At 43.2% G+C, this 19,569-nt stretch carries 19 protein-coding genes and 1 other RNA gene; 8 read left to right on the forward strand and 12 right to left on the reverse strand.

Annotated features, from left to right (window positions below):
• Positions 1 to 24 precede the first annotated feature (24 nt).
• Together rsmD and mrdA are read right to left on the reverse strand one after the other, a co-directional pair.
• Positions 25 to 597: a 16S rRNA (guanine(966)-N(2))-methyltransferase RsmD gene (gene rsmD, locus FTU00_RS04820; RefSeq protein WP_180179219.1), complete on the reverse strand. Its 573-nt coding sequence runs from the start codon at positions 595 to 597 to the stop codon at positions 25 to 27.
• 3 nt (positions 598 to 600) lie between these two features.
• Positions 601 to 2,643 carry a penicillin-binding protein 2 gene (gene mrdA, locus FTU00_RS04825; RefSeq protein ID WP_180053171.1) on the reverse strand — a complete coding sequence of 681 codons (2,043 nt, stop codon included), beginning with the start codon at positions 2,641 to 2,643 and terminating at the stop codon, positions 601 to 603.
• A gap of 234 nt (positions 2,644 to 2,877) precedes the next feature.
• Here mrdA and FTU00_RS04830 point away from each other — a divergent pair, with 234 nt between their 5' ends.
• The 4 genes from FTU00_RS04830 to FTU00_RS04845 all read left to right on the forward strand — a co-directional run bounded on the left by FTU00_RS04830 (position 2,878) and on the right by FTU00_RS04845 (position 5,812).
• Positions 2,878 to 3,396, forward strand: coding sequence for a hypothetical protein (locus FTU00_RS04830; RefSeq protein ID WP_034170492.1), 519 nt, complete (start codon positions 2,878 to 2,880; stop codon positions 3,394 to 3,396).
• Positions 3,397 to 3,461: 65 nt separating this feature from the next.
• Positions 3,462 to 4,778: a membrane protein gene (locus tag FTU00_RS04835; RefSeq protein WP_034170491.1), complete on the forward strand. Its 1,317-nt coding sequence runs from the start codon at positions 3,462 to 3,464 to the stop codon at positions 4,776 to 4,778.
• 82 nt (positions 4,779 to 4,860) lie between these two features.
• Complete coding sequence (gene adk / locus FTU00_RS04840) at positions 4,861 to 5,520, forward strand: adenylate kinase (protein WP_004782907.1); 660 nt, start codon at positions 4,861 to 4,863, stop codon at positions 5,518 to 5,520.
• A gap of 82 nt (positions 5,521 to 5,602) precedes the next feature.
• Positions 5,603 to 5,812: a hypothetical protein gene (locus tag FTU00_RS04845; protein WP_180179220.1), complete on the forward strand. Its 210-nt coding sequence runs from the start codon at positions 5,603 to 5,605 to the stop codon at positions 5,810 to 5,812.
• A gap of 34 nt (positions 5,813 to 5,846) precedes the next feature.
• Here FTU00_RS04845 and nth read toward each other — a convergent pair whose 3' ends face one another.
• Both nth and FTU00_RS04855 read right to left on the reverse strand, forming a co-directional pair.
• Complete coding sequence (gene nth / locus FTU00_RS04850; RefSeq protein ID WP_180179221.1) at positions 5,847 to 6,560, reverse strand: endonuclease III; 714 nt, start codon at positions 6,558 to 6,560, stop codon at positions 5,847 to 5,849.
• Between the two features lie 4 nt (positions 6,561 to 6,564).
• On the reverse strand, positions 6,565 to 7,356 hold the full coding sequence (locus tag FTU00_RS04855) for an RnfABCDGE type electron transport complex subunit B (RefSeq protein WP_180179222.1): 792 nt from the start codon (positions 7,354 to 7,356) through the stop codon (positions 6,565 to 6,567).
• A 347-nt stretch (positions 7,357 to 7,703) separates the two neighbouring features.
• On the opposite strand from FTU00_RS04855, the gene gdhA reads away from it, so the two are divergent.
• A complete protein-coding gene (gene gdhA / locus FTU00_RS04860; RefSeq protein ID WP_004782901.1) occupies positions 7,704 to 9,047 on the forward strand; it encodes an NADP-specific glutamate dehydrogenase in 1,344 nt (447 codons plus the stop codon).
• A gap of 70 nt (positions 9,048 to 9,117) precedes the next feature.
• Here the strand turns inward: gdhA and FTU00_RS04865 are convergent, their stop codons facing one another.
• The 3 genes from FTU00_RS04865 to rlmH form a co-directional block, all read right to left on the reverse strand.
• On the reverse strand, positions 9,118 to 9,900 hold the full coding sequence (locus tag FTU00_RS04865) for an META and DUF4377 domain-containing protein (RefSeq protein ID WP_180179223.1): 783 nt from the start codon (positions 9,898 to 9,900) through the stop codon (positions 9,118 to 9,120).
• A gap of 139 nt (positions 9,901 to 10,039) precedes the next feature.
• On the reverse strand, positions 10,040 to 10,816 hold the full coding sequence (locus FTU00_RS04870) for a dioxygenase (protein ID WP_004782897.1): 777 nt from the start codon (positions 10,814 to 10,816) through the stop codon (positions 10,040 to 10,042).
• Positions 10,817 to 10,922: 106 nt separating this feature from the next.
• Positions 10,923 to 11,405: a 23S rRNA (pseudouridine(1915)-N(3))-methyltransferase RlmH gene (gene rlmH, locus FTU00_RS04875; protein ID WP_180179224.1), complete on the reverse strand. Its 483-nt coding sequence runs from the start codon at positions 11,403 to 11,405 to the stop codon at positions 10,923 to 10,925.
• A gap of 155 nt (positions 11,406 to 11,560) precedes the next feature.
• Between rlmH and FTU00_RS04880 the strand changes: the two genes are divergently transcribed.
• Entirely contained in the window at positions 11,561 to 12,520 is a 960-nt protein-coding gene (locus tag FTU00_RS04880) for a M28 family peptidase (RefSeq protein WP_180002306.1), read from the forward strand.
• Between the two features lie 65 nt (positions 12,521 to 12,585).
• Here the strand turns inward: FTU00_RS04880 and lon are convergent, their stop codons facing one another.
• From lon to FTU00_RS04905, 5 genes are all read right to left on the reverse strand, one after another.
• Positions 12,586 to 15,012, reverse strand: coding sequence for an endopeptidase La (gene lon, locus FTU00_RS04885; protein ID WP_034703702.1), 2,427 nt, complete (start codon positions 15,010 to 15,012; stop codon positions 12,586 to 12,588).
• Between the two features lie 147 nt (positions 15,013 to 15,159).
• Positions 15,160 to 15,741, reverse strand: coding sequence for a 5-formyltetrahydrofolate cyclo-ligase (locus FTU00_RS04890; RefSeq protein ID WP_159123362.1), 582 nt, complete (start codon positions 15,739 to 15,741; stop codon positions 15,160 to 15,162).
• A gap of 288 nt (positions 15,742 to 16,029) precedes the next feature.
• A non-coding RNA gene (ssrS, locus tag FTU00_RS04895) (6S RNA) lies at positions 16,030 to 16,214 on the reverse strand.
• A gap of 97 nt (positions 16,215 to 16,311) precedes the next feature.
• On the reverse strand, positions 16,312 to 16,599 hold the full coding sequence (locus FTU00_RS04900) for a cell division protein ZapA (RefSeq protein WP_005234746.1): 288 nt from the start codon (positions 16,597 to 16,599) through the stop codon (positions 16,312 to 16,314).
• Positions 16,596 to 17,153, reverse strand: coding sequence for a hypothetical protein (locus FTU00_RS04905; RefSeq protein WP_004782884.1), 558 nt, complete (start codon positions 17,151 to 17,153; stop codon positions 16,596 to 16,598). Before FTU00_RS04905 ends, FTU00_RS04900 begins: the two co-directional genes overlap by 4 nt.
• A 65-nt stretch (positions 17,154 to 17,218) precedes the next feature.
• Here FTU00_RS04905 and FTU00_RS04910 point away from each other — a divergent pair, with 65 nt between their 5' ends.
• Both FTU00_RS04910 and pepP read left to right on the forward strand, forming a co-directional pair.
• Positions 17,219 to 17,851, forward strand: a complete 633-nt coding sequence (locus tag FTU00_RS04910; protein WP_180002308.1) for a UPF0149 family protein — start codon at positions 17,219 to 17,221, stop codon at positions 17,849 to 17,851.
• A 150-nt stretch (positions 17,852 to 18,001) separates the two neighbouring features.
• Positions 18,002 to 19,336, forward strand: coding sequence for a Xaa-Pro aminopeptidase (gene pepP, locus FTU00_RS04915; protein ID WP_180179225.1), 1,335 nt, complete (start codon positions 18,002 to 18,004; stop codon positions 19,334 to 19,336).
• Positions 19,337 to 19,569: the final 233 nt, after the last annotated feature.

Consider the following 19,569-nt stretch of genomic DNA (forward strand, 5'->3'; position numbering starts at 1 on the left):
AGGATTCCTTTTTTATTTAAGTATTTAATATAAGTAGGTCTTAAGCTGCTTTTTTTGATACAGCCCTGCGCGTACTGTACCGGCTTTGGTATTTTTAACTAAACGCCATGAACTTGGTAACTTCAATGTACTCAGTTCACGATCGGCTTCTACATAAATAAAACCATCTTCTTTAATCAGTGGATCAGCCTGAGTAGCCAGAGTTTCCCATAGATCCAAACTATAAGGCGGGTCTAGAAAGACCAGATCAAACTGCTGTTTCAGGCTGGTTAATGCTTGTTGTGCTGTCGCAACTTTAAGTTGCGCACGTGCTTTGGTGACTTTGAGTAATTCCAGATTTTGGGTGAGGAATTGTGCCTGAGTACGATCCGGCTCAATCATCACCACTGAAGCTGCACCACGTGATAATGCCTCAAAAGATAAAGCACCTGAACCGGTACACAGATCCAAGACACAGGCATTCTGGACATCCCACATTAGCCAGTTAAATAAAGTTTCACGCACACGGTCAGGTGTAGGACGTAATCCTTCGATATTGGCAAAAGCCAATTGACGGCGTTTCCAGTCACCACCAATAATTCTAAGTTGGTTTTTCATGAATTATTCCTGATCGTCATTGGCTGCAGGAGCAGAGCGAGAAGTTGCAGGTTGCGGATTGTTTGGCTGTGCATGGGTCGCCTGACTGCCTTCTTGAGTTGGGGTAGCATTCGGGTCTGCACTTAACAGATTCGGTCCACTTGGCAATTCGCCCGGTTTAATACCTGCTGTCATGAGACCGCCACTAATTTGATGGCCGGCAGGGTGAATCGGATTTTTATCGCGAGACAGTAACCAGTAGTCAAATAACGGTTTAGCCAGTTGCGCAGCAGAACCCCCATGTCGGCCATTTTCCCAGACAACGACTACTGCAATTTCAGGGGCTTCAGCAGGTGCAAAACCAACAAACAGACCATGATCCAGCTGGCGTTCAGTCAGCAGGGCTTCATTATAGCGCTTACCTTGGGCAATACTTTTTACCTGTGCCGTACCGGTTTTACCTGCGATTTGATACATCGGCGTGCGGATTCCGCGACCTGTCCCTGACTGAACCACATCGATCATCGCATCACGCATTTTGATCCAGTCATCTGGTTGACCATTAAAGTCGATTTTACCATTAGGGGCATTATGTACGGTGAAAGGTTTGGCACCTTTACTTTCACGCAGTACGTGAGGCGTAACATGTGAGCCTTGATTTGCTGTAATAGCAGTTGCCATGGCGAGCTGTAATGGTGTGGCGGTAAAGGCACCCTGACCAATACTCACCGAGATGGTTTCACCACGTGACCATTTGGATTTACGGGTACGCATTTTCCATTCCGGACTTGGGTAAAGTCCTGAGCTTTCACTTGGTAAATCCACACCAGTTTTTTCGCCAAAGCCGAACTGGCGCATCCAGCTATTCATTTTTTCAATGCCCATGCGGTAGGACATGACATAGAAATAAGTATCGCAGGATACCACTTGCGCCTTATGCAGGTTCACAGCACCATGACCTGTTTTTTTATGGTCACGGAAGCGGTGACTATCGCCCGGTAAGGTAAAGTAGCCCGGGTCAGAAATCGCTGTACTCCAGTCGACCAGTCCATAATGCAGACCGCCCATACCAAACATCGGTTTGATCGTTGAACCTGGAGGATAAGCCCCTTGAACCGCACGGTTATAAAGTGGCTGATCCAAACTGTCACGAAGGCCTGAATAGTCTTTGCTACTAATCCCGGTGACAAATAAATTAGGGTTAAAACTTGGACTGGAAACCAGCGCCAGAATTTCACCTGTACGTGGGTCAATCGCGACAATAGCACCACGACGACCGGCCAGTTGTTCAGTGGCAATGGTTTGTAGACCATAATCCAGTGATAAATACAGATCATTACCGCGTACCGGCTCTTTACGGCCTAAGTGACGCAGAACATTACCGAAAGCATCAGCCTCAACAGATTCATTACCCGGCACACCATGTAAGAGATCTTCATAGTATTTTTCTACCCCGATTTTCCCAATCAGGTTAGATCCGGCATAGAGGTCCTTATCAATTTCTTTGAGTTCTTTGTCATTAATACGGCCAACATAACCAATCACATGCGCGAAGAGTTCACCATGCGGATAATAACGGGTCATCTGCGTTTCAATATTGACGCCCGGAAATAGATATTTCACCTCACTAAAACGGGCAATATCATTTTCATTCAGATTCAGCTTGATTGATACCCGCTCAGTTTTACGCGCCGTCTTGATTCGTGCCTGAAAACGTTCAATATCTTCTTCGGTTAATTCCAGAATCGGTGTAAGACGTTTCAGCGTATCATCAATATCCTGCACATCGGCGCGGCTTAAGGTAGCTGTGAAAACAGGATAATTATCGGCAAGTAAAATACCGTTACGATCGTAAATATAACCGCGTGCTGGCGCTAAAGGCTGCAGACGAATACGGTTCTGGTCAGAAGCCGTAGAGAAGGTTTCAAAATTAAAAATTTGCAAATAGGCATAGCGGCTGACCAGCAGCAGCATAAAGAAAACCACAATACCGACAGAGATCCAGACCCGACTGCTATAGATGCGCTTTTCTTGTTGTGCATTTTTTAAAGGAAAGTGCTGCTTCATACGCGATCGACTTAAGACCAGAGGGAAAGGAATCAAAGTGGAGTATTCTAGCGCAACTGTACGGGATTTGATAATGGAAAACTGGCTGTAGCAATTCCTGTGTTTAAACTTTGACTTTGCAGACATGAAAATTGTAAAGTGCTGTGTACAAGAGTTTTAATAATTCTGATAAAGTCAAAATTAAATAAAAATAGGACTCTACCAAAAACTATAATTAAGGAAGATGGTGAAGGAATGAACAAAGTTTACCCTTTGTTGGCATTTGCATTCTTTGCAAATGGGGTATATGCACATGATCAAGTGAATAATACGACAAACAGAACTGAGGATCGTGAGCCTAAAGCATTTAATGTTGGGGTCGGTTTTACCCAGAAACTTATCCATCTAAACACTGAATGGGTGAATCCTTATGGGATTGCTTATGTGAAAGGCGGTGCTTTTCTCAACGATGATCGTACAGTTGGAGCACAAGTCGGCTTTCGTTATCCCGCACACCTCACCGGCAAGGACAAAAATGGTTATTATGTAGGGGCTTATGCCGGTCATATCGATAGCAAACAGGTTGATGGCAAATACGAAAGCCGTTTAGGTGGGGGCATTGATCTGGCGTATGTTTTGCTTAGTTCAGAACGGATCAGCAGTTTTAGTATCGGTATTGGGGCGGGGGAGAAATTACAGGACAGTAATGGTCGCGTTGTAGCCAAAACTGAACCCAGACTACAATTCTCCTATACTTTAAGTATCGGTTTATAGACAAAATATTCAACTTTATTAATACCTGTATTCTGTGAACAAAAAATTAAATATGGAATTTATGCATGCTTGAGTACGTCAATGAATTGTGGCAAGCCTTCTTGAATCGCCCAGATTTTTGGGCAGTGCTCAGCATTATCCCGGTGACCGCATTCGTAACATGGGCTCACGTGTGGATGGCGCTAAAAATGGTGTTTTATCCAATTAATTTTTGGGGTTTTCATGTCGGGCCTGTTCCTGTTGGCTGGCAAGGTATTGTGCCGCGTAAAGCTGGAAGAATCTCAGGAATTATCACGGATAATACCTTGTCTAAATTGGGTTCTATCCAAGAGTTCTTGCAGGCAATGGATCCGGATGATATGGCACGTATTATCGGGGAACAGGTCGGTTTTGAACTGGAACATCTGATTGATGAAGTCATGATGGACCGAAATGCGGTGTTATGGGAAAACTTGCCTTATTCAATCAAGCGCCGTATTTATGCCCAAGCCCATAAACAGCTGCCACAGGTATTAAAAGAATTGGTGACTGAACTGACCATGAACGTCGAGTCACTAGTGGATATGCGCGACATGGTGGTCAGTCAAATGGAAGGTGATCGCCGTTTAATGGTGCGCATGTTCCTGAAAGTCGGACAGAAAGAAATCAACTTTATCTGGCATATCAGTGCCCTGATCGGGATGTTCTTTGGCCTGTTCCAGATGGTGGTCTGGTTTGTGGTGCCATGGCACTGGACCGTACCGTTCTGGGCTGCTATCTGGGGCTTCCTGACTAACTGGATTGCGATCTGGATGGTATTTAATCCGGTAGAACCGCATTATATTAAATACCCGCAATTCTTTAAGCGTACAGCCGATCACAGATTCCCTTGGATTAAGCCGGTGATTCCAAGAATTGGCACCTATAACATACAAGGCGCATTTATGAAACGTCAGGAGGAAGTTTCTGACGTATTTGCAAGTGTGGTCACAGAAGATCTGATTACGCTAAAATCGATCATGACAGAAATGATGTATGGTGGTAAAAAAGATAAAACCCGCCGTATTGTCAAACGTCATATTAACGAAATTATGGAAACACCGCTGGTTCGGACCTCTTTACAGTTGTCTTTAGGACCAAAAGAGTATGCAAAACTCAAGACAGACTTGATCGATCGCTCGATTGAAATTACGATGGTGCCTGTAAGCGACCCTGCGTTTAATGCGAGCCGTGCACAGAAGATCTACCAAATGTTTAGAGACCGCATACGTGATTTGACGCCTAACGAGTTTCAGAATCTATTACGTCCTGCTTTTCAGGAAGATGAATGGATCTTGATTGTCCTGGGGGGAGTTACCGGTTTTGTTGCGGGTTTAATCCATTTGTTTGTGGCTTTCTTATAATTAGATGCCAAAGAGCAGCACACGTTTTGGTCGTGTGAAGCTGGGTATCTTATACATAGTTAAAAAATGAGGATGTTTATATATGCGCATTATCTTACTCGGACCACCTGGAGCAGGTAAAGGTACACAAGCTCAGTTGATCTGTAAGCGCTACAATATCCCACAAATTTCAACCGGTGATATGCTCCGTGCTGCAATTCGTGAAGGAACTGAATTAGGTCTACAAGCTAAAAGCGTCATGGATAATGGCGGTTTGGTTTCTGATGAATTGATCATTGGTCTGGTCAAAGAGCGTATTGCACAACCTGACTGTGCAAATGGCTGCATCTTTGATGGTTTCCCACGTACGATTCCTCAAGCTGAAGCGCTGGAAAAAGAAGGCATTGCAATTGATCATGTAATTGAAATTGATGTGCCGGATGAAGAAATCGTTCAACGTCTATCTGGTCGTCGTCAACACCCGGCGTCTGGTCGCGTTTATCACATCGTTTACAACCCGCCAAAAGTGGAAGGTAAAGATGATGAAACTGGTGAAGATCTGGTACAACGTCCAGATGACCAGGAAGAAACTATTCGTCGCCGTTTAGGTTCATACCACACTGAAACTGAACAGCTGGTTGGCTTCTATCAAGGCCGTGCAGCTTCAGGCGAAAATGCACCGACTTATGACAAGTTAAACGGTCTACGTCCAATCGAAGAAGTTCAAAAAGATCTTTTCGCGATTCTGGATCAAGCAAAATAATCGGTTTCCGATCATTTTGACTTTCAAAGAGCCCTAAGTCATATTAGGGCTCTTTTTATTGTATTGTTCAAAAGGATCTGCTGTGAAATTTGCTGTATTGGGATTGATGATTGTATTTCTGGCAGTACTGTTTGCGCTGTTCTATGTGAGCTTTAAGATGTTAAAAAAAGTACGCCAGGAAGAACGTGCTGAAAATGCGGGTAAGGTGCCTGAGCGTCAGCTGCATCCTAAATTACAGGCAGAGCTTGAGCAAAAGCGCAAGCAAGAACAGGCTAAGCAAAATAAAAAATAAAAACTTTTCGAGTACTTAAATTAAAAAGCTGAACCTAGCGTTCAGCTTCAATATTTTTCACCGGAATTGCGCGACCTGCGCCAAATTCAAAACGGTCTGGCCAGTTACAGACATCGGCGACTACACACTCGTGACACTTCGGTTTACGTGCAATGCAGCAATAGCGACCATGTAAAATCAACCAGTGATGTGAATCAATAATAAATTCTTTTGGAATCACTTTGACCAGACGATGCTCGACCTCAAGCACGTTTTTACCCACCGCCAACCCAGTACGGTTACCAACACGAAAGATATGCGTGTCTACAGCCATGGTGGACTGGCCAAAGGCGGTATTTAGTACCACATTCGCCGTTTTGCGTCCTACACCCGGTAAAGCTTCCAGATCTGCACGATTGTCCGGTACTACGCTGTTATGCTTCTTGATTAACATTTCACAGGCTTTAATGACGTTCACAGCTTTGGAATTATACAGGCCAATCGTTTTGATATATTCCTTCAGCCCATCCACGCCGAGTGCATAAATCGCTTCCGGTGTATTGGCGACCGGAAACAGTTTATCGGTGGCTTTATTCACGCTCACATCCGTAGCTTGGGCAGACAGGGTCACTGCAACCAGTAATTCAAATGGACTGGAATAATTCAATTCAGTTTTTGGATTCGGACGCTGCTCGCGCAGGCGCTCAAAGAAAGTCTGAATCTGTTTTTTAGTCATGTTTTTTACAGGCTTAGCTGTTACTGTAGTCATGATCTTATCCCTGTAAAGCCTGTAATTGCTGGGTCAGTTCTTCAAGTTGCAGACGTTTGCGTACATCCTCACGGACCGAAAGCTGTTTTTCTAACTTTTTGATTTGTGTACGTAATTTTGCAAGTTCAATCGTGGTTTTGGCATCAAGTGTAACCACTTCATCTGCTGGTTTTTTCACGATTTCAATGGCTGGAACCTGATCGACCTGAGCAGAGAACTGGGCAAATAGGGTAGTATTAATCTCGGCACGAACGACAGGTCCCTTACGGTCGATGCGACGTTTTTCTTCGCGTTGAATATGCGCGTAGTAACGTTTGCGCAAGTCATCCTGTTCAGCAATACGCTGAGTTTCGTTTGGCAAAGGCTGAAGGTCTTCGACCAGATCAATACAGTCTACCGGGCAAGGCGGAATGCAGAGTTCACAGCCGGTACACAGGTCAGTGAGCACAGTATGCATCAATTTGCCTGAGCCAATAATCGCATCGACCGGACAGGCACTGATGCATTTGGTACAACCAATACATTCATCTTCACGAATGATGGCTTTCATGCGCTGAGGACGACCATTCGTCTGAATGGGCCAGACACTTTCTTCAGCGGGCAGTTTAGAACGATTTAACAATGTTGCCAGAGCATCAGCGACGGGCTGTCCACCCGGTACACATTTATTGGCATCTTCGCCCTCAGCAATGGATTGAGCATAGGGCAAGCAGCCATCACGATGACCACATAAACCGCACTGGGTTTGGGGCAATAAAGCATCAATAGACTGGACTAGAGAGATCTGCGAATTCATGAATAACCTAGGCTGCTCGGGCTGAGCCTTAGAGTGAATGAAACAAAATATGTCAATTTAACAATTTTAACATGTTTTTAAGGAACTAAGTTATGCACGATTAAAGGTCACTTTGTGCATTATTATCAGGCATAAATTAACAATTAAGCATTGATTCAATTGGCATTTAAGCACACAGAAAAAATATTCATAATCAATATAAATAATTGTTATCAAATTAAATTTAAACTATTTTTAAAAAAAGTATTGTAGATTAGTTACAAAAGATATTTAATATTTTGCGCCAAAATTTAACATTGATTGTAAATTTGACCAATTTTGATCCATTTTCTGCTGAGGATTAAGCGTTGAAATACAACACACTTAATGAGTTCCTAGATTACGTAAAATCACGTGATGCACATCAACCCGAATTTCTTCAAGCTGTAGAAGAAGTGATGACCAGTTTGTGGCCATTCATTGAAAAGAATCCACAATACGCAGCACATGGTTTACTAGAACGTCTAGTTGAACCTGAGCGTGCGATCCAGTTCCGTGTTGCTTGGGTAGATGACCAAGGTCAAACACAGGTTAACCGTGCGTTCCGCGTACAGTACAACTCAGCGATTGGTCCATTCAAAGGTGGTATGCGTTTCCACCCGTCAGTGAACCTTTCTATTTTGAAATTCCTCGGTTTCGAGCAAACTTTCAAAAATGCCCTGACTACATTGCCTATGGGTGGTGGTAAAGGCGGTTCTGATTTTGACCCTAAAGGCAAATCAGAAGGCGAAATCATGCGTTTCTGCCAAGCGTTAATCATCGAGCTTTATCGTCATCTTGGTTCTAATACAGATATCCCAGCGGGTGATATCGGTGTGGGTGGCCGTGAAGTTGGTTACATGGCTGGTATGATGAAAAAACTCAGCAATGACACTTCATGTGTATTCACTGGTAAAGGCCTGACTTTCGGTGGTTCTCTGGCTCGTCCAGAAGCAACTGGTTACGGTACAGTGTATTTCGCTGAAGAGATGCTGAAAACTCGTGGCGAAAGCTTCAAAGATAAAGTGGTAACAATCTCTGGTTCTGGTAACGTTGCCCAGTATGCTGCTGAAAAAGCAATGTTCCTGGGTGCTAAAGTTGTTTCTCTATCTGACTCTGCGGGTACTGTTCACGTTAAAGACGGTTTCACTGAAGAGCTTCTTGCTGAAGTGATGGAACTGAAAAACATTAAACGTGGCCGTATCTCTGAATTTGCATCTAAACACGGTTTTGAATACCTTGAAGGTCAACGTCCTTGGGGTATCAAATGTGATATCGCGCTTCCATGTGCGACTCAAAACGAACTTGATGCGAATGATGCAGCAGCGCTTCTTGCAAACGGCGTAATTTGTGTTGCTGAAGGCGCGAACATGCCTTCTACACTTGAAGCAGTTGAGAAATTCGTTGAAGCGAAAATCCTTTATGCTCCAGGTAAAGCATCTAACGCCGGTGGTGTGGCAACTTCTGGTCTTGAAATGTCTCAAAACGCATTGCGTTTAGGCTGGACTTTCGAAGAAGTTGACGAACGTCTGCATGCGATCATGAAAGAAATTCACCGCAACTGTGTGAAATACGGTACTAAAGAAGACGGTACTGTAAACTATGTAGACGGCGCAAACATCGCTGGCTTCGTAAAAGTTGCTGATGCAATGCTTTCTCAAGGCGTATTCTAAGTCTGACTGAGTTTAAGCTTAAAAAAAACCGAGGTGAATGCCTCGGTTTTTTTATGTTCAGATTTTATCTTTAAAGAGTGCCTTTGACTGTTTCACGCTCTACAGCCATGTCGAATATATAGGCATATTTAGACTGGTCAGCTGCCGGATTTTTGATTTCATAACGTTTGACCCGAATAATCTGACGCTCATTCGGTGTATGCTGAAAACCTTCAATCTGATCGTAAAATAAAGTCCAGTCTTTATCTACTTGAGTCTTTAAACCTTTTTCATCATATTTGATTTCTTTCACCTGTAAGCAGGTTTGCTGAGCTACACCCGTACAGGCTTTAGTCTGTGGCGAAACTTCCAGGAAAATGGTTTCTGCCTGACCTTGGTATTTGGTTTCCGGTGTCATTTTTCCGGTAAAGACATATTTTTGACCATCAGCTGTAGTAATACTCAGTTTTGGCTGATTGGCATCACTTAGATTCAGACTAAACGGAATATCACGCTTTTGCAGAAGCTGGCTGATAAAACGTTCCTGTTCCATTAATGGTGCATCACACGCCATCATGGTACCCATCATGTCACCAGTACTCAGGGTATTATCTTTAACAGTCCAGCTCGTGCCAAGGCCATTACAGCCAGAAGCTACACTCAGTCTGCCTTGCTGATCAAAGCTCAGAACAATCGGGCGTTGCAGCCCACGATCAAGTTCCCAGGTATAAGCGGGCAAAATTTGTGTAGGCGTTTTTAATGTGGTGGATAGAGTAGAAATAGCCGGATCTTCTGAAGTGGCAGGAAGATGTGAAGATTGACATGCAGTTAAAGCCAAAGGGAGCAGGGCAAGCGCAAAAATACTGAATTTCATTGGTTTATATTCTATGTGCTAAAGTTTCAACGTGATTATAATCAAGAGATTAACAAAAAATATGGATACAAAACGTAGCTTTTGCTAACAAAATGTATCCAAATTAAAAAGTCAGATTTTAAATAAGCGGAGCTATCGGTTAGTCAAAACGGTAAATATCCATTCCCAAAGCGCCCATCGTAAAGCTGCTATGCACGATACTGAAACGGTTTCCAGTGCCCATGGCAAAGAACAGTGGAGCAAAGTGTTCCAGCGTTGGGTGATTACGTTTTAACTGAGGAATAGACTGCCAGTCCAGAACGGCATCAAAATCGCTATGGGTTAATTTATTGGCCACATAGTTGCGGAAGGTCGATGCCCATTCCGGAACTTCATCGCTATTTCCCTGCCAAGACAATTCACGCAAATTATGGGTAATGCTCCCTGACCCGATCAGAAAAACCTGCTGCTCACGAAGTGGCGCCAAGGTCTGGCCAATCTTGTAAATCTCTTCTGCACTCATCGACATTGGTAAAGAAATTTCAACCACCGGGATGTCTGCTTCTGGATACATATGTAAGAGCGGCATCCAGACGCCATGATCACGTGGACGGGTGCTGTTGGCATGTGCAGAGAACCCGGCATTGGCCAATAAGCCCAAGACTTGCTCAGCCAGCTCTGGATTGCCGGGAGCAGGGTAGCGTAACTCATATAACTCAGGTGGAAAGCCACGGAAGTCATGCCAGGTTTCAGGACGAATACCTGTATTGACTTCCAGAGCTTCACTTTCCCAGTGTGCCGACATAACAATAATGGCAGTTGGACGTGGCAGATTCAGGCTTAAACGGTGCAATGCCGGGCCAACCTGCTCAGGATTGAGCGCGAGCATGGGAGAACCATGGGAAATAAATAAGCCGGGCAAAGTCTGTAAGTTCATAAGTCAAACCACATTAATTCAATGTTTTAATCATGCAATAAAAAGGGAAGCAAAGGCAGGGGGAATTGTTCAACAAAACGTTGCATAATCAGAACGCATCAACGGATCAGCCTGCACGGTGATAAGGATGATTATGATTGATGCTCATGGCACGATACAGTTGTTCAATCAGCATTACACGGACTAGCGGATGTGGCAAGGTGAGTTTAGACAGAGACCAATGCCAGGCTGCTGCTTTTCGGACTGCTTCAGAATGGCCATCTGGCCCACCAATCGCCAAGGCAATATCATGACCTTCCAGCATCCAGCCTTTCATGGTTTCAGCCAGTTTTTCTGTACTAAACTCACGGCCACCGACTTCTAGTGCAATCAGGACTTCATTCTGTTTTAAGGCATTTAAAATACTGTCACCTTCAATATTCCGGTATTTCAGAATATCGGCTTCAGAATCATTCTTGCCCCGTTTCGCCATCGGCAATTCAATCACCTGAGTCTGTACAAAAGGCTGGATACGTTTGAAATAGTCTTCAAAGCCTGTCAGCACCCAAGCCGGCATTTTCTGGCCAATGGTTAAGATACGGATTTTCATAGAACTGGATCAATAATTAGATACTTCATTATAACGATCAAACAACACGAAGTTGAGCTAGGGAAACAAATTGAAATTGAAATCATGAATTTAATGTTGCTTTAATATACATGATTCAAGTATCCGCTTGATAATAAAGGAATGGATAATAAGAAATGCGGACCAGTTTCATTATTAAAAGATATTGTACTTTTCTACTAATTATTCTCGGTTTAACCAGTTCAGGCATGAGCTTTGCTGCGCCTGCAAATTTTTCCTCCAAACAGGCACAGCCAGAATATCTGGAACTGTTTATCAAACAGATTATCAGTGTAGATGAATACCGGAATTTTAAAAATACCAGTGAATTAAACCGGGTCTCAGCATGGCTCAAGGAACAGATGCGTCTGCTTGGCATTCCTTGCCAATTTCAAAACTATATTGTAAATAGCCTAAGCTATAGAAATGTGGTGTGTCAACTGAATGCCAAAGCCAAAACCAAACTGGTTATTGGTGCGCATTATGATGTCTTTAGTGATCTGTATGGAGCAGATAACAATGCTTCCGGTGTAGCAGGGGTACTGGAAACAGCTCGATTATTGGCCTTACAAAAGTCAAAACTCAAACATAATATCGAGTTTGCTTTCTATACACTGGAGGAGCCACCCTATTTCAAGACTGAACATATGGGAAGTTATTTGCATGCCAAAGCATTAAAGGCCCAGAAACAAAAAGTGAAAGGTGTCATTATTCTGGATTCTATTGGTTATTATGATGAAAATCTGGTGCAGACCTATCCGACAGGATTGAAATGGATCTATCCCCGACATGGAAACTTTATTGCTGCGATTGGACATTTGGCATCGGCCGGTTTGACAGGAGATTACTGTGCGTCCATGCAACGTTTCAAGCGTCTGGACTGTCAGCGTTTTGTCAGTCCGGCATTCGCTCAGGACATGAATTTTTCTGGTTATCTGAATTATGCCAAGTTTAACTATTCAACTATGCTGATTACAGACACAGCGCATTATCGTAATCCTTACTACAATGCCGAGCAGGATACCTTAGATAAACTGGATCTGACCAAGATGGCTCAGGTCGTGAATGGCTTGGTCGATATGGTGATTCGTCTTTAAAATTATCCTCGCCTAAATACAAAAACACCCTGCCAGAGCAGGGTGTTTTTCAAAGCCTTTAGGTCTTAATGACGTGCAGCTTTAGCTTCTTCACTTGCTTTCACAATTGGTGGTTTCACCAGTGCTTTCGGCATATCGATCAAAGCCAGAGGTAAAATCTCATCAATCGATTTCACAGCTTTGATTTCTAAGCCTTCTTTTACATTTTCAGGAATTTCCGCAAGGTCGCGAACGTTTTCCTGTGGAATGAACACCAGTTTAATGCCACCACGGTGCGCAGCAAGCAGTTTCTCTTTCAGGCCACCGATACGCATTGCACGGCCACTTAAGCTGGTTTCACCTGTCATCGCAATATCTGGACGAATCGCAATACCGGTGAATGCAGAAACTAGAGCAGTGGTCAGTGCCAAACCTGCAGATGGACCATCTTTCGGAGTCGCACCTTCTGGTAAATGCACGTGCACATCAGTTTCTTCAAAGCGAGACGCTTCGATACCTAGCTCAGCCGCACGGGTACGAACGACAGTCATGGCAGCGGTAATCGATTCTTTCATTACATCACCAAGTGAACCGGTGGTAATGAATTTACCTTTACCAGGTACTGCTGCAACTTCAATAGTCAGTAACTCACCACCCACTGAAGTCCAAGCCAAGCCATTTACACGGCCGATTTGAGCCTCTTCTTCCGCCATACCGTAGTCAAATTTGTGTGGACCTAAGTAATCTGGAAGATTACCCGCATTCACTTCAACCTGAAGATTCTTAGCTTTCTTGCTAACTGCTTCTTTCACTACCTTACGTGCAATTTTAGACACTTCACGTTCAAGGTTACGAACACCGGCTTCACGAGTATAACGACGCACGATGTCACGAATCGCTTCTTCATGCACAGTCAACTCTTTAGCACGTAAACCATTGTTCTTGATTGCTTTAGGAACAAGGTAACGGTCAGCAATGTTAACTTTCTCTTCTTCGGTATAGCCAGGCAGACGAATCACTTCCATACGGTCCAAGAGGGCTTCAGGAATATTCATGCTGTTGGCAGTACAGATGAACATCACTTCTGACAGGTCAAGGTCCAAATCAAGATAGTGATCATTGAACTTGTTGTTCTGTGATGGATCAAGTACTTCAAGCATCGCAGAAGCTGGATCACCGCGGTAGTCTTGAGCCATCTTGTCAATCTCATCGAGCAAGAACAGCGGGTTTTTCACGCCAACTTTGGTCAATGACTGCACGATCTTACCTGGCATCGCACCAATGTAGGTACGACGGTGACCACGAATTTCTGCTTCGTCACGTACACCACCTAGGGCCATACGGACAAACTCACGGCCAGTCGCTTTGGCAATCGATTCACCCAAGGAAGTTTTACCTACACCTGGAGGACCAACCAGACACAGGATTGGACCGCGTAATTTTTTCACGCGAGACTGAACCGCCAGATATTCCACAATACGGTCTTTGACATCGTCCAGACCATAGTGATCGGCATCCAGGATTTCCTGAGCTTTATTCAAGTTAATGCTAACTTTGCTGGCTTTGTTCCATGGCGTATCTAGAATCACTTCTAGATAGTTGCGAACTACCGCAGCTTCGCTAGAGGCTGGTTGCATTGCTTTGAGTTTACGGAACTCAGATTCCGCTTTTTTACGCACATGCTCAGGCAGATCAGCTTCAGCCAGACGTTTTTCGATTTCCGCAACGTCATCTTCCGCACCGCCATTCATATCGGAAAGCTCGCGCTGAATGACTTTCATTTTTTCATTCAGGAAGTATTCACGCTGGTTTTTTTCCATCTGGCGTTTAACAGAGTCATGCAAAGTCTGTTCGATCTGCTGTTCTTCAGACTGTTGCAGTAGATAAGTCATCAACTCAGTTAAATGTGCATCGAACTCGTCATATTCCAGGAATTTCTGTTTCACTTCGATATTCAAAGGAACACGGGTCGCTACGAAGAATAACAGTTGCAACAAGTCTTCGATTTTATTCGCAGCTGCAATCAGCTCACGAGCATTACGAAGTTTTGCTTCAGCATACTGAGCGAACAGGGCACGCAGCTCCTGCAAGCGCGTAGCTTGAGTTGTTTCATCGACTGACACAGTCATTGGGCTAAGTTCATGCTCAGCAGTCAAATACTCATTTTCATCAATGATGGTTTTGAGCTTGGCACGATACAGTCCTTCAATCAGGACTTTAATACAGTTTTCATCATTTTCGTGATTCACAACTTGCACAATCTTCGCGACAGTACCGTATTGATATAAGTTGTCGTGATCAATTTCTTCTGTAAGCGAATCTTTTTGCGCAACTACAAATACTAGATTGTCACTGTTACGAGCCACATCAACTGCATTGATCGATTTTTCACGACCGACAAATAGCGCAATTTGCATGTGTGGGTACACCACCACATCACGTAGCGCCAAAAGTGGTAATACACTTGGAACCTGAGGCTCTAAGGTTTCTTGATTCATAATAATTTCAGACATGGGCACTCCTAATGAGTGACAACGGTGTTGCCATGTTTTTAATAGTGATGGGTAATTTAAAAATTACAAGGGCTATAGCGACTAAATTGTATAAAAAATGACTAATTATGTGATTTTAAAGTACTTATGTATTTGGAAATACATTGTTTAACGCTTAAAACGTTGTAAAAGTGTAGGCGTAAGCAGGGCATCTAGAGGCTGGTCCCAAACTTCTCGGGTTAAAGGCTGTGGGATCAGCTGAAAGTCATGTGCTAACCCCAGACGAAAAGGACGGTGCGGTGCTGTTGCCAGCGTACGATCATAATAGCCACCACCCATACCAATTCGGGTGCCATATTGATCACAGGCTAATAGTGGCATAACTAAAAGATCTAGTTTTGAGACATGCAGACCACGTGTAGCCATGGGTTCACGCATTCCCAACCGATGATGAGCAAAACGCTGGGAACGATATTGATTCTGGCTGATTTCTACCCAAGTGAGTTGCTGGTTCATATTGCAAATATTGGGGAGATAAACCCGTTTATGGTGCTTAAAGCAGTATTCAATCAGTGCCTGAGTCCGAACCTCACCGAAAGCATCCAGATAAACCCCCACAGATTTGCTTGCATGAAATTCTGGCAAAGTCCGAATCATATTCAGGATACGTTGTTGAGTCTGTTTCTGGGTAAAACGAGAGAGTTGACGGCGCTGTTTACGTAGCTGTTTGCGAAGTTCGGAAAGATTCATCGTCGTCATAAATATGGTCTTCAGGAATTTAGGGCATTGGCTTAATAAAATGCCATAACTTAAATAGAGGGTAACAACATAACGAGTATTATAGGCATCTGTATGAATTTTTAATTGAATTTTAAAAATAATGAAACATTTATGATGAGTTAATCGATCTATGTTTAGACTAGTCAATTTTTTAAAAGACGAAAAAAGGTACGGGTATAGGACGCTAAACCAGGAAAAATGCAATAAATTTAAGAATTAGAAAAGAAGATAAATGATGAAATATTTTGAGAAAAATAGAAGCACTCCGAGGATGCCGCTGCATGTCATTACCCTTGAACCCTAAAGTTCAAGGTGGACGAGACGCATACTTGCTGGGTTTCCCATACCGGATGGGCATACACTCTAAATATGCAGAACTCAATCCTAAGATTTAAATATCGGCTCAGGGGAATCTGACCCGCTGGCGAACATCTCAGAGTTAGACTAAGTATAAACGATAATGTTGATGTGGCAACTCTATGCTGTTCGTGAACTGTAAACAGTTTAGTCGAACGACCGAAGTTTAAACAAAAAACTCGATTATTCAGTTAGTTCTTCAACTTCTTCCAAAATAGTTTGTAACAAACGTTCGCAGTGAGCATATTGTTGCAGGGATTTATTCATCGTCAATACTTCCTGCATCAGTTCCAGTGCCACCATAATGATCAGTTTACTTGGTTCCATACGAGGGGCTTTACGGCGAAATTCATCGTATTTTTCATTGAGTAATTGCGCTGCACGTTGTAGTTCATCCTGCTGATCCGCAGTGGAGGCCAGACGGAAACTATGACCCAATACCTTTAAGTCGATTGCGATTTGTTCACTCATGATGAAGCTTCCTCAGTCACTTCAGTAGGATGGGCCAATTGCTGAATTTCCTGTGCATTTTGATCCTGGGCTGTTCCCAAAATTGCCAGACGTTGAATAATGGCTTCAACTTTAGCTTTGGCATTTTCATTTTTCTGGGTAAGACGTTCAGATTCCTGATTCAGCCGCTGAATTTCCTGCTGGGCATGACGCTGTTCCAGCAATAACTTTTCTTTCAGCACGCGTAACTCATTGCGTTCAGCCAGAATTTCCTGAAAACGGTTCTTTAGATCAGTACAACTTTTTTCCAGACGGCTATAACGATCTGCCAGTGCTGTAGCATCCTGGTTTAAATGCTGAAACTGGTTACGTGATTCTGTCAGTTGCTGATTGAGATTCTGGATTTCTTGTTGTTTTTGCGCAATAAAGCTATTTTTTTGTTCAATTTGAGTTTCATGTTGCACGCTTGAAGCCTCTTGCTTCTCCCGTAAACTGGTATTCTCACTTTCAAGTTGTGCAAGTCGCGTTTTTAAAACGCCAATATGCACTTGTAGACGCTGTAATTCTTCTAACATATCGAGGTCGCACAGTGTTGCAAACAAAGGTAATATATAAAGCAGTATAGAGATTGGATAAACGAATGCAAGACGATATTTCAGGTTGGTCAGAATGGTACCGCAATTTTTCCTCAATTGAAGAAATTTCTAGCCCAAGCGAACTGCATGGTTTGCTTACCGGAATTGTCTGTGTCACTCAGGCACCTTCAAATGATGAATGGGTACAGATTCTAGAAACGCTAGATGTTCCTGAACTGAACCCTGAAGCATTAGAATTGTTAACGGGTGAGGCAGAAGACATATTTCATGCGCTGTCTGAAGATGAGCTGGATTATCTGCCATTACTACCAGATGATGAGCATAGCTTGGCTGAACGCGTTCAGGCACTGGCTGACTGGTGTGCAGGCGTAGTGCTTGGTTTCGGTCTGGCTTCAGGTCATATCCGTAATGATGAAATGGAACTGATTGAACATTTACAAGATGTTGCAGCTGTTGAGTTTGAAGATTCTGATGACGATGCCGAAGGCGAAGAAAGCTATCAGGAGCTGTATGAGTTTGTTCGTCTGATTCCGGTAAGCCTGTCCGTCGGCCGTAAGAAATTAGAAGTTGAAGAAACACCTTTATTGCAGAAATTCACGCAAAAAGCACCTACTCCAGCTTCTGCAACTGAAGCGCAATCTGTAGTTGAAATTTTCTCGCCGAAACGTCCGAGTTAAGTTCAAGCGGTTCTAAACACAAATTAAAAAACGGTTCTGAAAACCGGCATATTTTTTGCTGATCCTTCTCATGATGATAGTAAATTAATCTGACCTGTTTTCAGGAACAAATTTTAAATAACAGTAGCAATTGATAAGAAGTAAGGTGTAATGAAGAAACTGACTCAAGCCGATTTTCAGGAACGTCGTGACATCCTCGCAGGGGAAATGGGATTACGTAGTATCGCGATTATTGCCACCAGCCCGGTTGCCCTGCGTAACCGTGATGCAGATTATAAATACCGCGCGGACAGCAGTTTCTTTTACCTGACCGGATTTGCTGAGCCTGAAGCAGTTGCAGTCATTGAAACTTTCGATACTGAAGAAGAAGGCTATACCTATAGTCTGTTCTGCCGTGAACGTGATCGTGAAATGGAAATCTGGAACGGCTACCGTGCCGGAGTAGATGGCGCCGTTGATGATTATGAAGCAGACGAAGCTTATGCGATTGATCTACTGGATGAGGAAATCCTCACCAAGCTTCAGAACAAAGACAAGCTTTTCTACCGGATTGGACACAATGCCGAATTTGATGCACGTGTAGCCAAATGGATCGTAACAGCCAGTGGTGAAAGCCGCCGTGGTACTTCTGCACCGGCACAGATCATGCAGCTGGATCGTATCATTGATGAAATGCGTCTGCATAAAGATGAAAATGAAATTGAACTGATGCAGCTTGCATCAGATATTTCTGCAGAAGCGCATACACTGGCTATGCAGAAAGTTCGTCCAGGCATGATGGAATATGCTTTAGAAGCAGAATTAAATTATGTTTTTGGTAAAAATGGCTGTGTACCATCGTACAACAGTATTGTTGGTGGCGGTGAAAATGCCTGTATTCTGCATTATGTAGAGAATGACAAAGAACTGAAAGATGGTGATCTGGTTCTGATTGATGCTGCATGTGAATATCAGTTTTATGCTTCGGACATTACCCGTACTTTCCCGGTGAATGGTAAATTCAGTCCGGAACAAAAAGCTTTATATAATGTCGTACTGGATGCACAGATTGCTGCCATCAATGCAGTTCAAATCGGGAACTCTTATAAAGAGCCGCATAATGTGGCGGTTCGCATTCTGGTTCAAGGTTTACTTGATCTGGGGATTATGCAGGGAGATCTTGAAGAAATTATCCAGACGGAAAGTTTCCGCCAGTTCTATATGCACGGTACTGGACATTGGCTGGGTATGGATGTACATGATGTAGGTACTTATAAAACCAACGGTGAATGGCGTGCATATGAAGAAGGTATGGTCGTGACAGTTGAGCCGGGTCTTTATATTGCACCAGATGATGAAACTGTAGATGTTAAATGGCGTGGTATCGGAATCCGGATTGAAGATGATGTGGTTGCTACCAAAAATGGCCCACTAGTGCTAACTGCAAAAGTTGTGAAAACCGTGGAAGATATTGAAGCCTTAATGGCCAAAGCCCATGCTGCTTAAATGAAAGATATAAAAAAGCCGGTGATCTCACCGGCTTTTTTATATAGTAGAAAGTTAAAAATGTATTCGTGAATGATAGTAATTTTTTAATTTATTGATATTAAAATGAATATTTATAAAATTTTAAGAAAAAATGGATTAATTTCTTAGGCAATAAGTTATCCAATGGCTACATAAAACAAAGATACTATCAAGAAACATGCAAGACTTTTACTTACGTTAATCGCGACTTA

This window comes from Acinetobacter sp. YH12041 (genome assembly GCF_013419975.1).
In the GTDB taxonomy this organism is placed as follows: Bacteria; Pseudomonadota; Gammaproteobacteria; order Pseudomonadales; family Moraxellaceae; genus Acinetobacter.

What these genes read in the sequence shown, in the direction of transcription:
- rsmD (WP_180179219.1), bottom strand. Translation starts at nt 597, where the DNA reads ATGAAAAACCAACTTAGAATTATTGGTGGTGACTGGAAACGCCGTCAA.
- mrdA (WP_180053171.1), bottom strand. Translation starts at nt 2,643, where the DNA reads ATGAAGCAGCACTTTCCTTTAAAAAATGCACAACAAGAAAAGCGCATC.
- FTU00_RS04830 (WP_034170492.1), top strand. Translation starts at nt 2,878, where the DNA reads ATGAACAAAGTTTACCCTTTGTTGGCATTTGCATTCTTTGCAAATGGG.
- FTU00_RS04835 (WP_034170491.1), top strand. Translation starts at nt 3,462, where the DNA reads ATGCTTGAGTACGTCAATGAATTGTGGCAAGCCTTCTTGAATCGCCCA.
- adk (WP_004782907.1), top strand. Translation starts at nt 4,861, where the DNA reads ATGCGCATTATCTTACTCGGACCACCTGGAGCAGGTAAAGGTACACAA.
- nth (WP_180179221.1), bottom strand. Translation starts at nt 6,560, where the DNA reads ATGACTACAGTAACAGCTAAGCCTGTAAAAAACATGACTAAAAAACAG.
- FTU00_RS04855 (WP_180179222.1), bottom strand. Translation starts at nt 7,356, where the DNA reads ATGAATTCGCAGATCTCTCTAGTCCAGTCTATTGATGCTTTATTGCCC.
- FTU00_RS04865 (WP_180179223.1), bottom strand. Translation starts at nt 9,900, where the DNA reads ATGAAATTCAGTATTTTTGCGCTTGCCCTGCTCCCTTTGGCTTTAACT.
- FTU00_RS04870 (WP_004782897.1), bottom strand. Translation starts at nt 10,816, where the DNA reads ATGAACTTACAGACTTTGCCCGGCTTATTTATTTCCCATGGTTCTCCC.
- rlmH (WP_180179224.1), bottom strand. Translation starts at nt 11,405, where the DNA reads ATGAAAATCCGTATCTTAACCATTGGCCAGAAAATGCCGGCTTGGGTG.
- FTU00_RS04880 (WP_180002306.1), top strand. Translation starts at nt 11,561, where the DNA reads ATGCGGACCAGTTTCATTATTAAAAGATATTGTACTTTTCTACTAATT.
- lon (WP_034703702.1), bottom strand. Translation starts at nt 15,012, where the DNA reads ATGTCTGAAATTATTATGAATCAAGAAACCTTAGAGCCTCAGGTTCCA.
- FTU00_RS04890 (WP_159123362.1), bottom strand. Translation starts at nt 15,741, where the DNA reads ATGAATCTTTCCGAACTTCGCAAACAGCTACGTAAACAGCGCCGTCAA.
- FTU00_RS04900 (WP_005234746.1), bottom strand. Translation starts at nt 16,599, where the DNA reads ATGAGTGAACAAATCGCAATCGACTTAAAGGTATTGGGTCATAGTTTC.
- FTU00_RS04905 (WP_004782884.1), bottom strand. Translation starts at nt 17,153, where the DNA reads ATGTTAGAAGAATTACAGCGTCTACAAGTGCATATTGGCGTTTTAAAA.
- FTU00_RS04910 (WP_180002308.1), top strand. Translation starts at nt 17,219, where the DNA reads ATGCAAGACGATATTTCAGGTTGGTCAGAATGGTACCGCAATTTTTCC.
- pepP (WP_180179225.1), top strand. Translation starts at nt 18,002, where the DNA reads ATGAAGAAACTGACTCAAGCCGATTTTCAGGAACGTCGTGACATCCTC.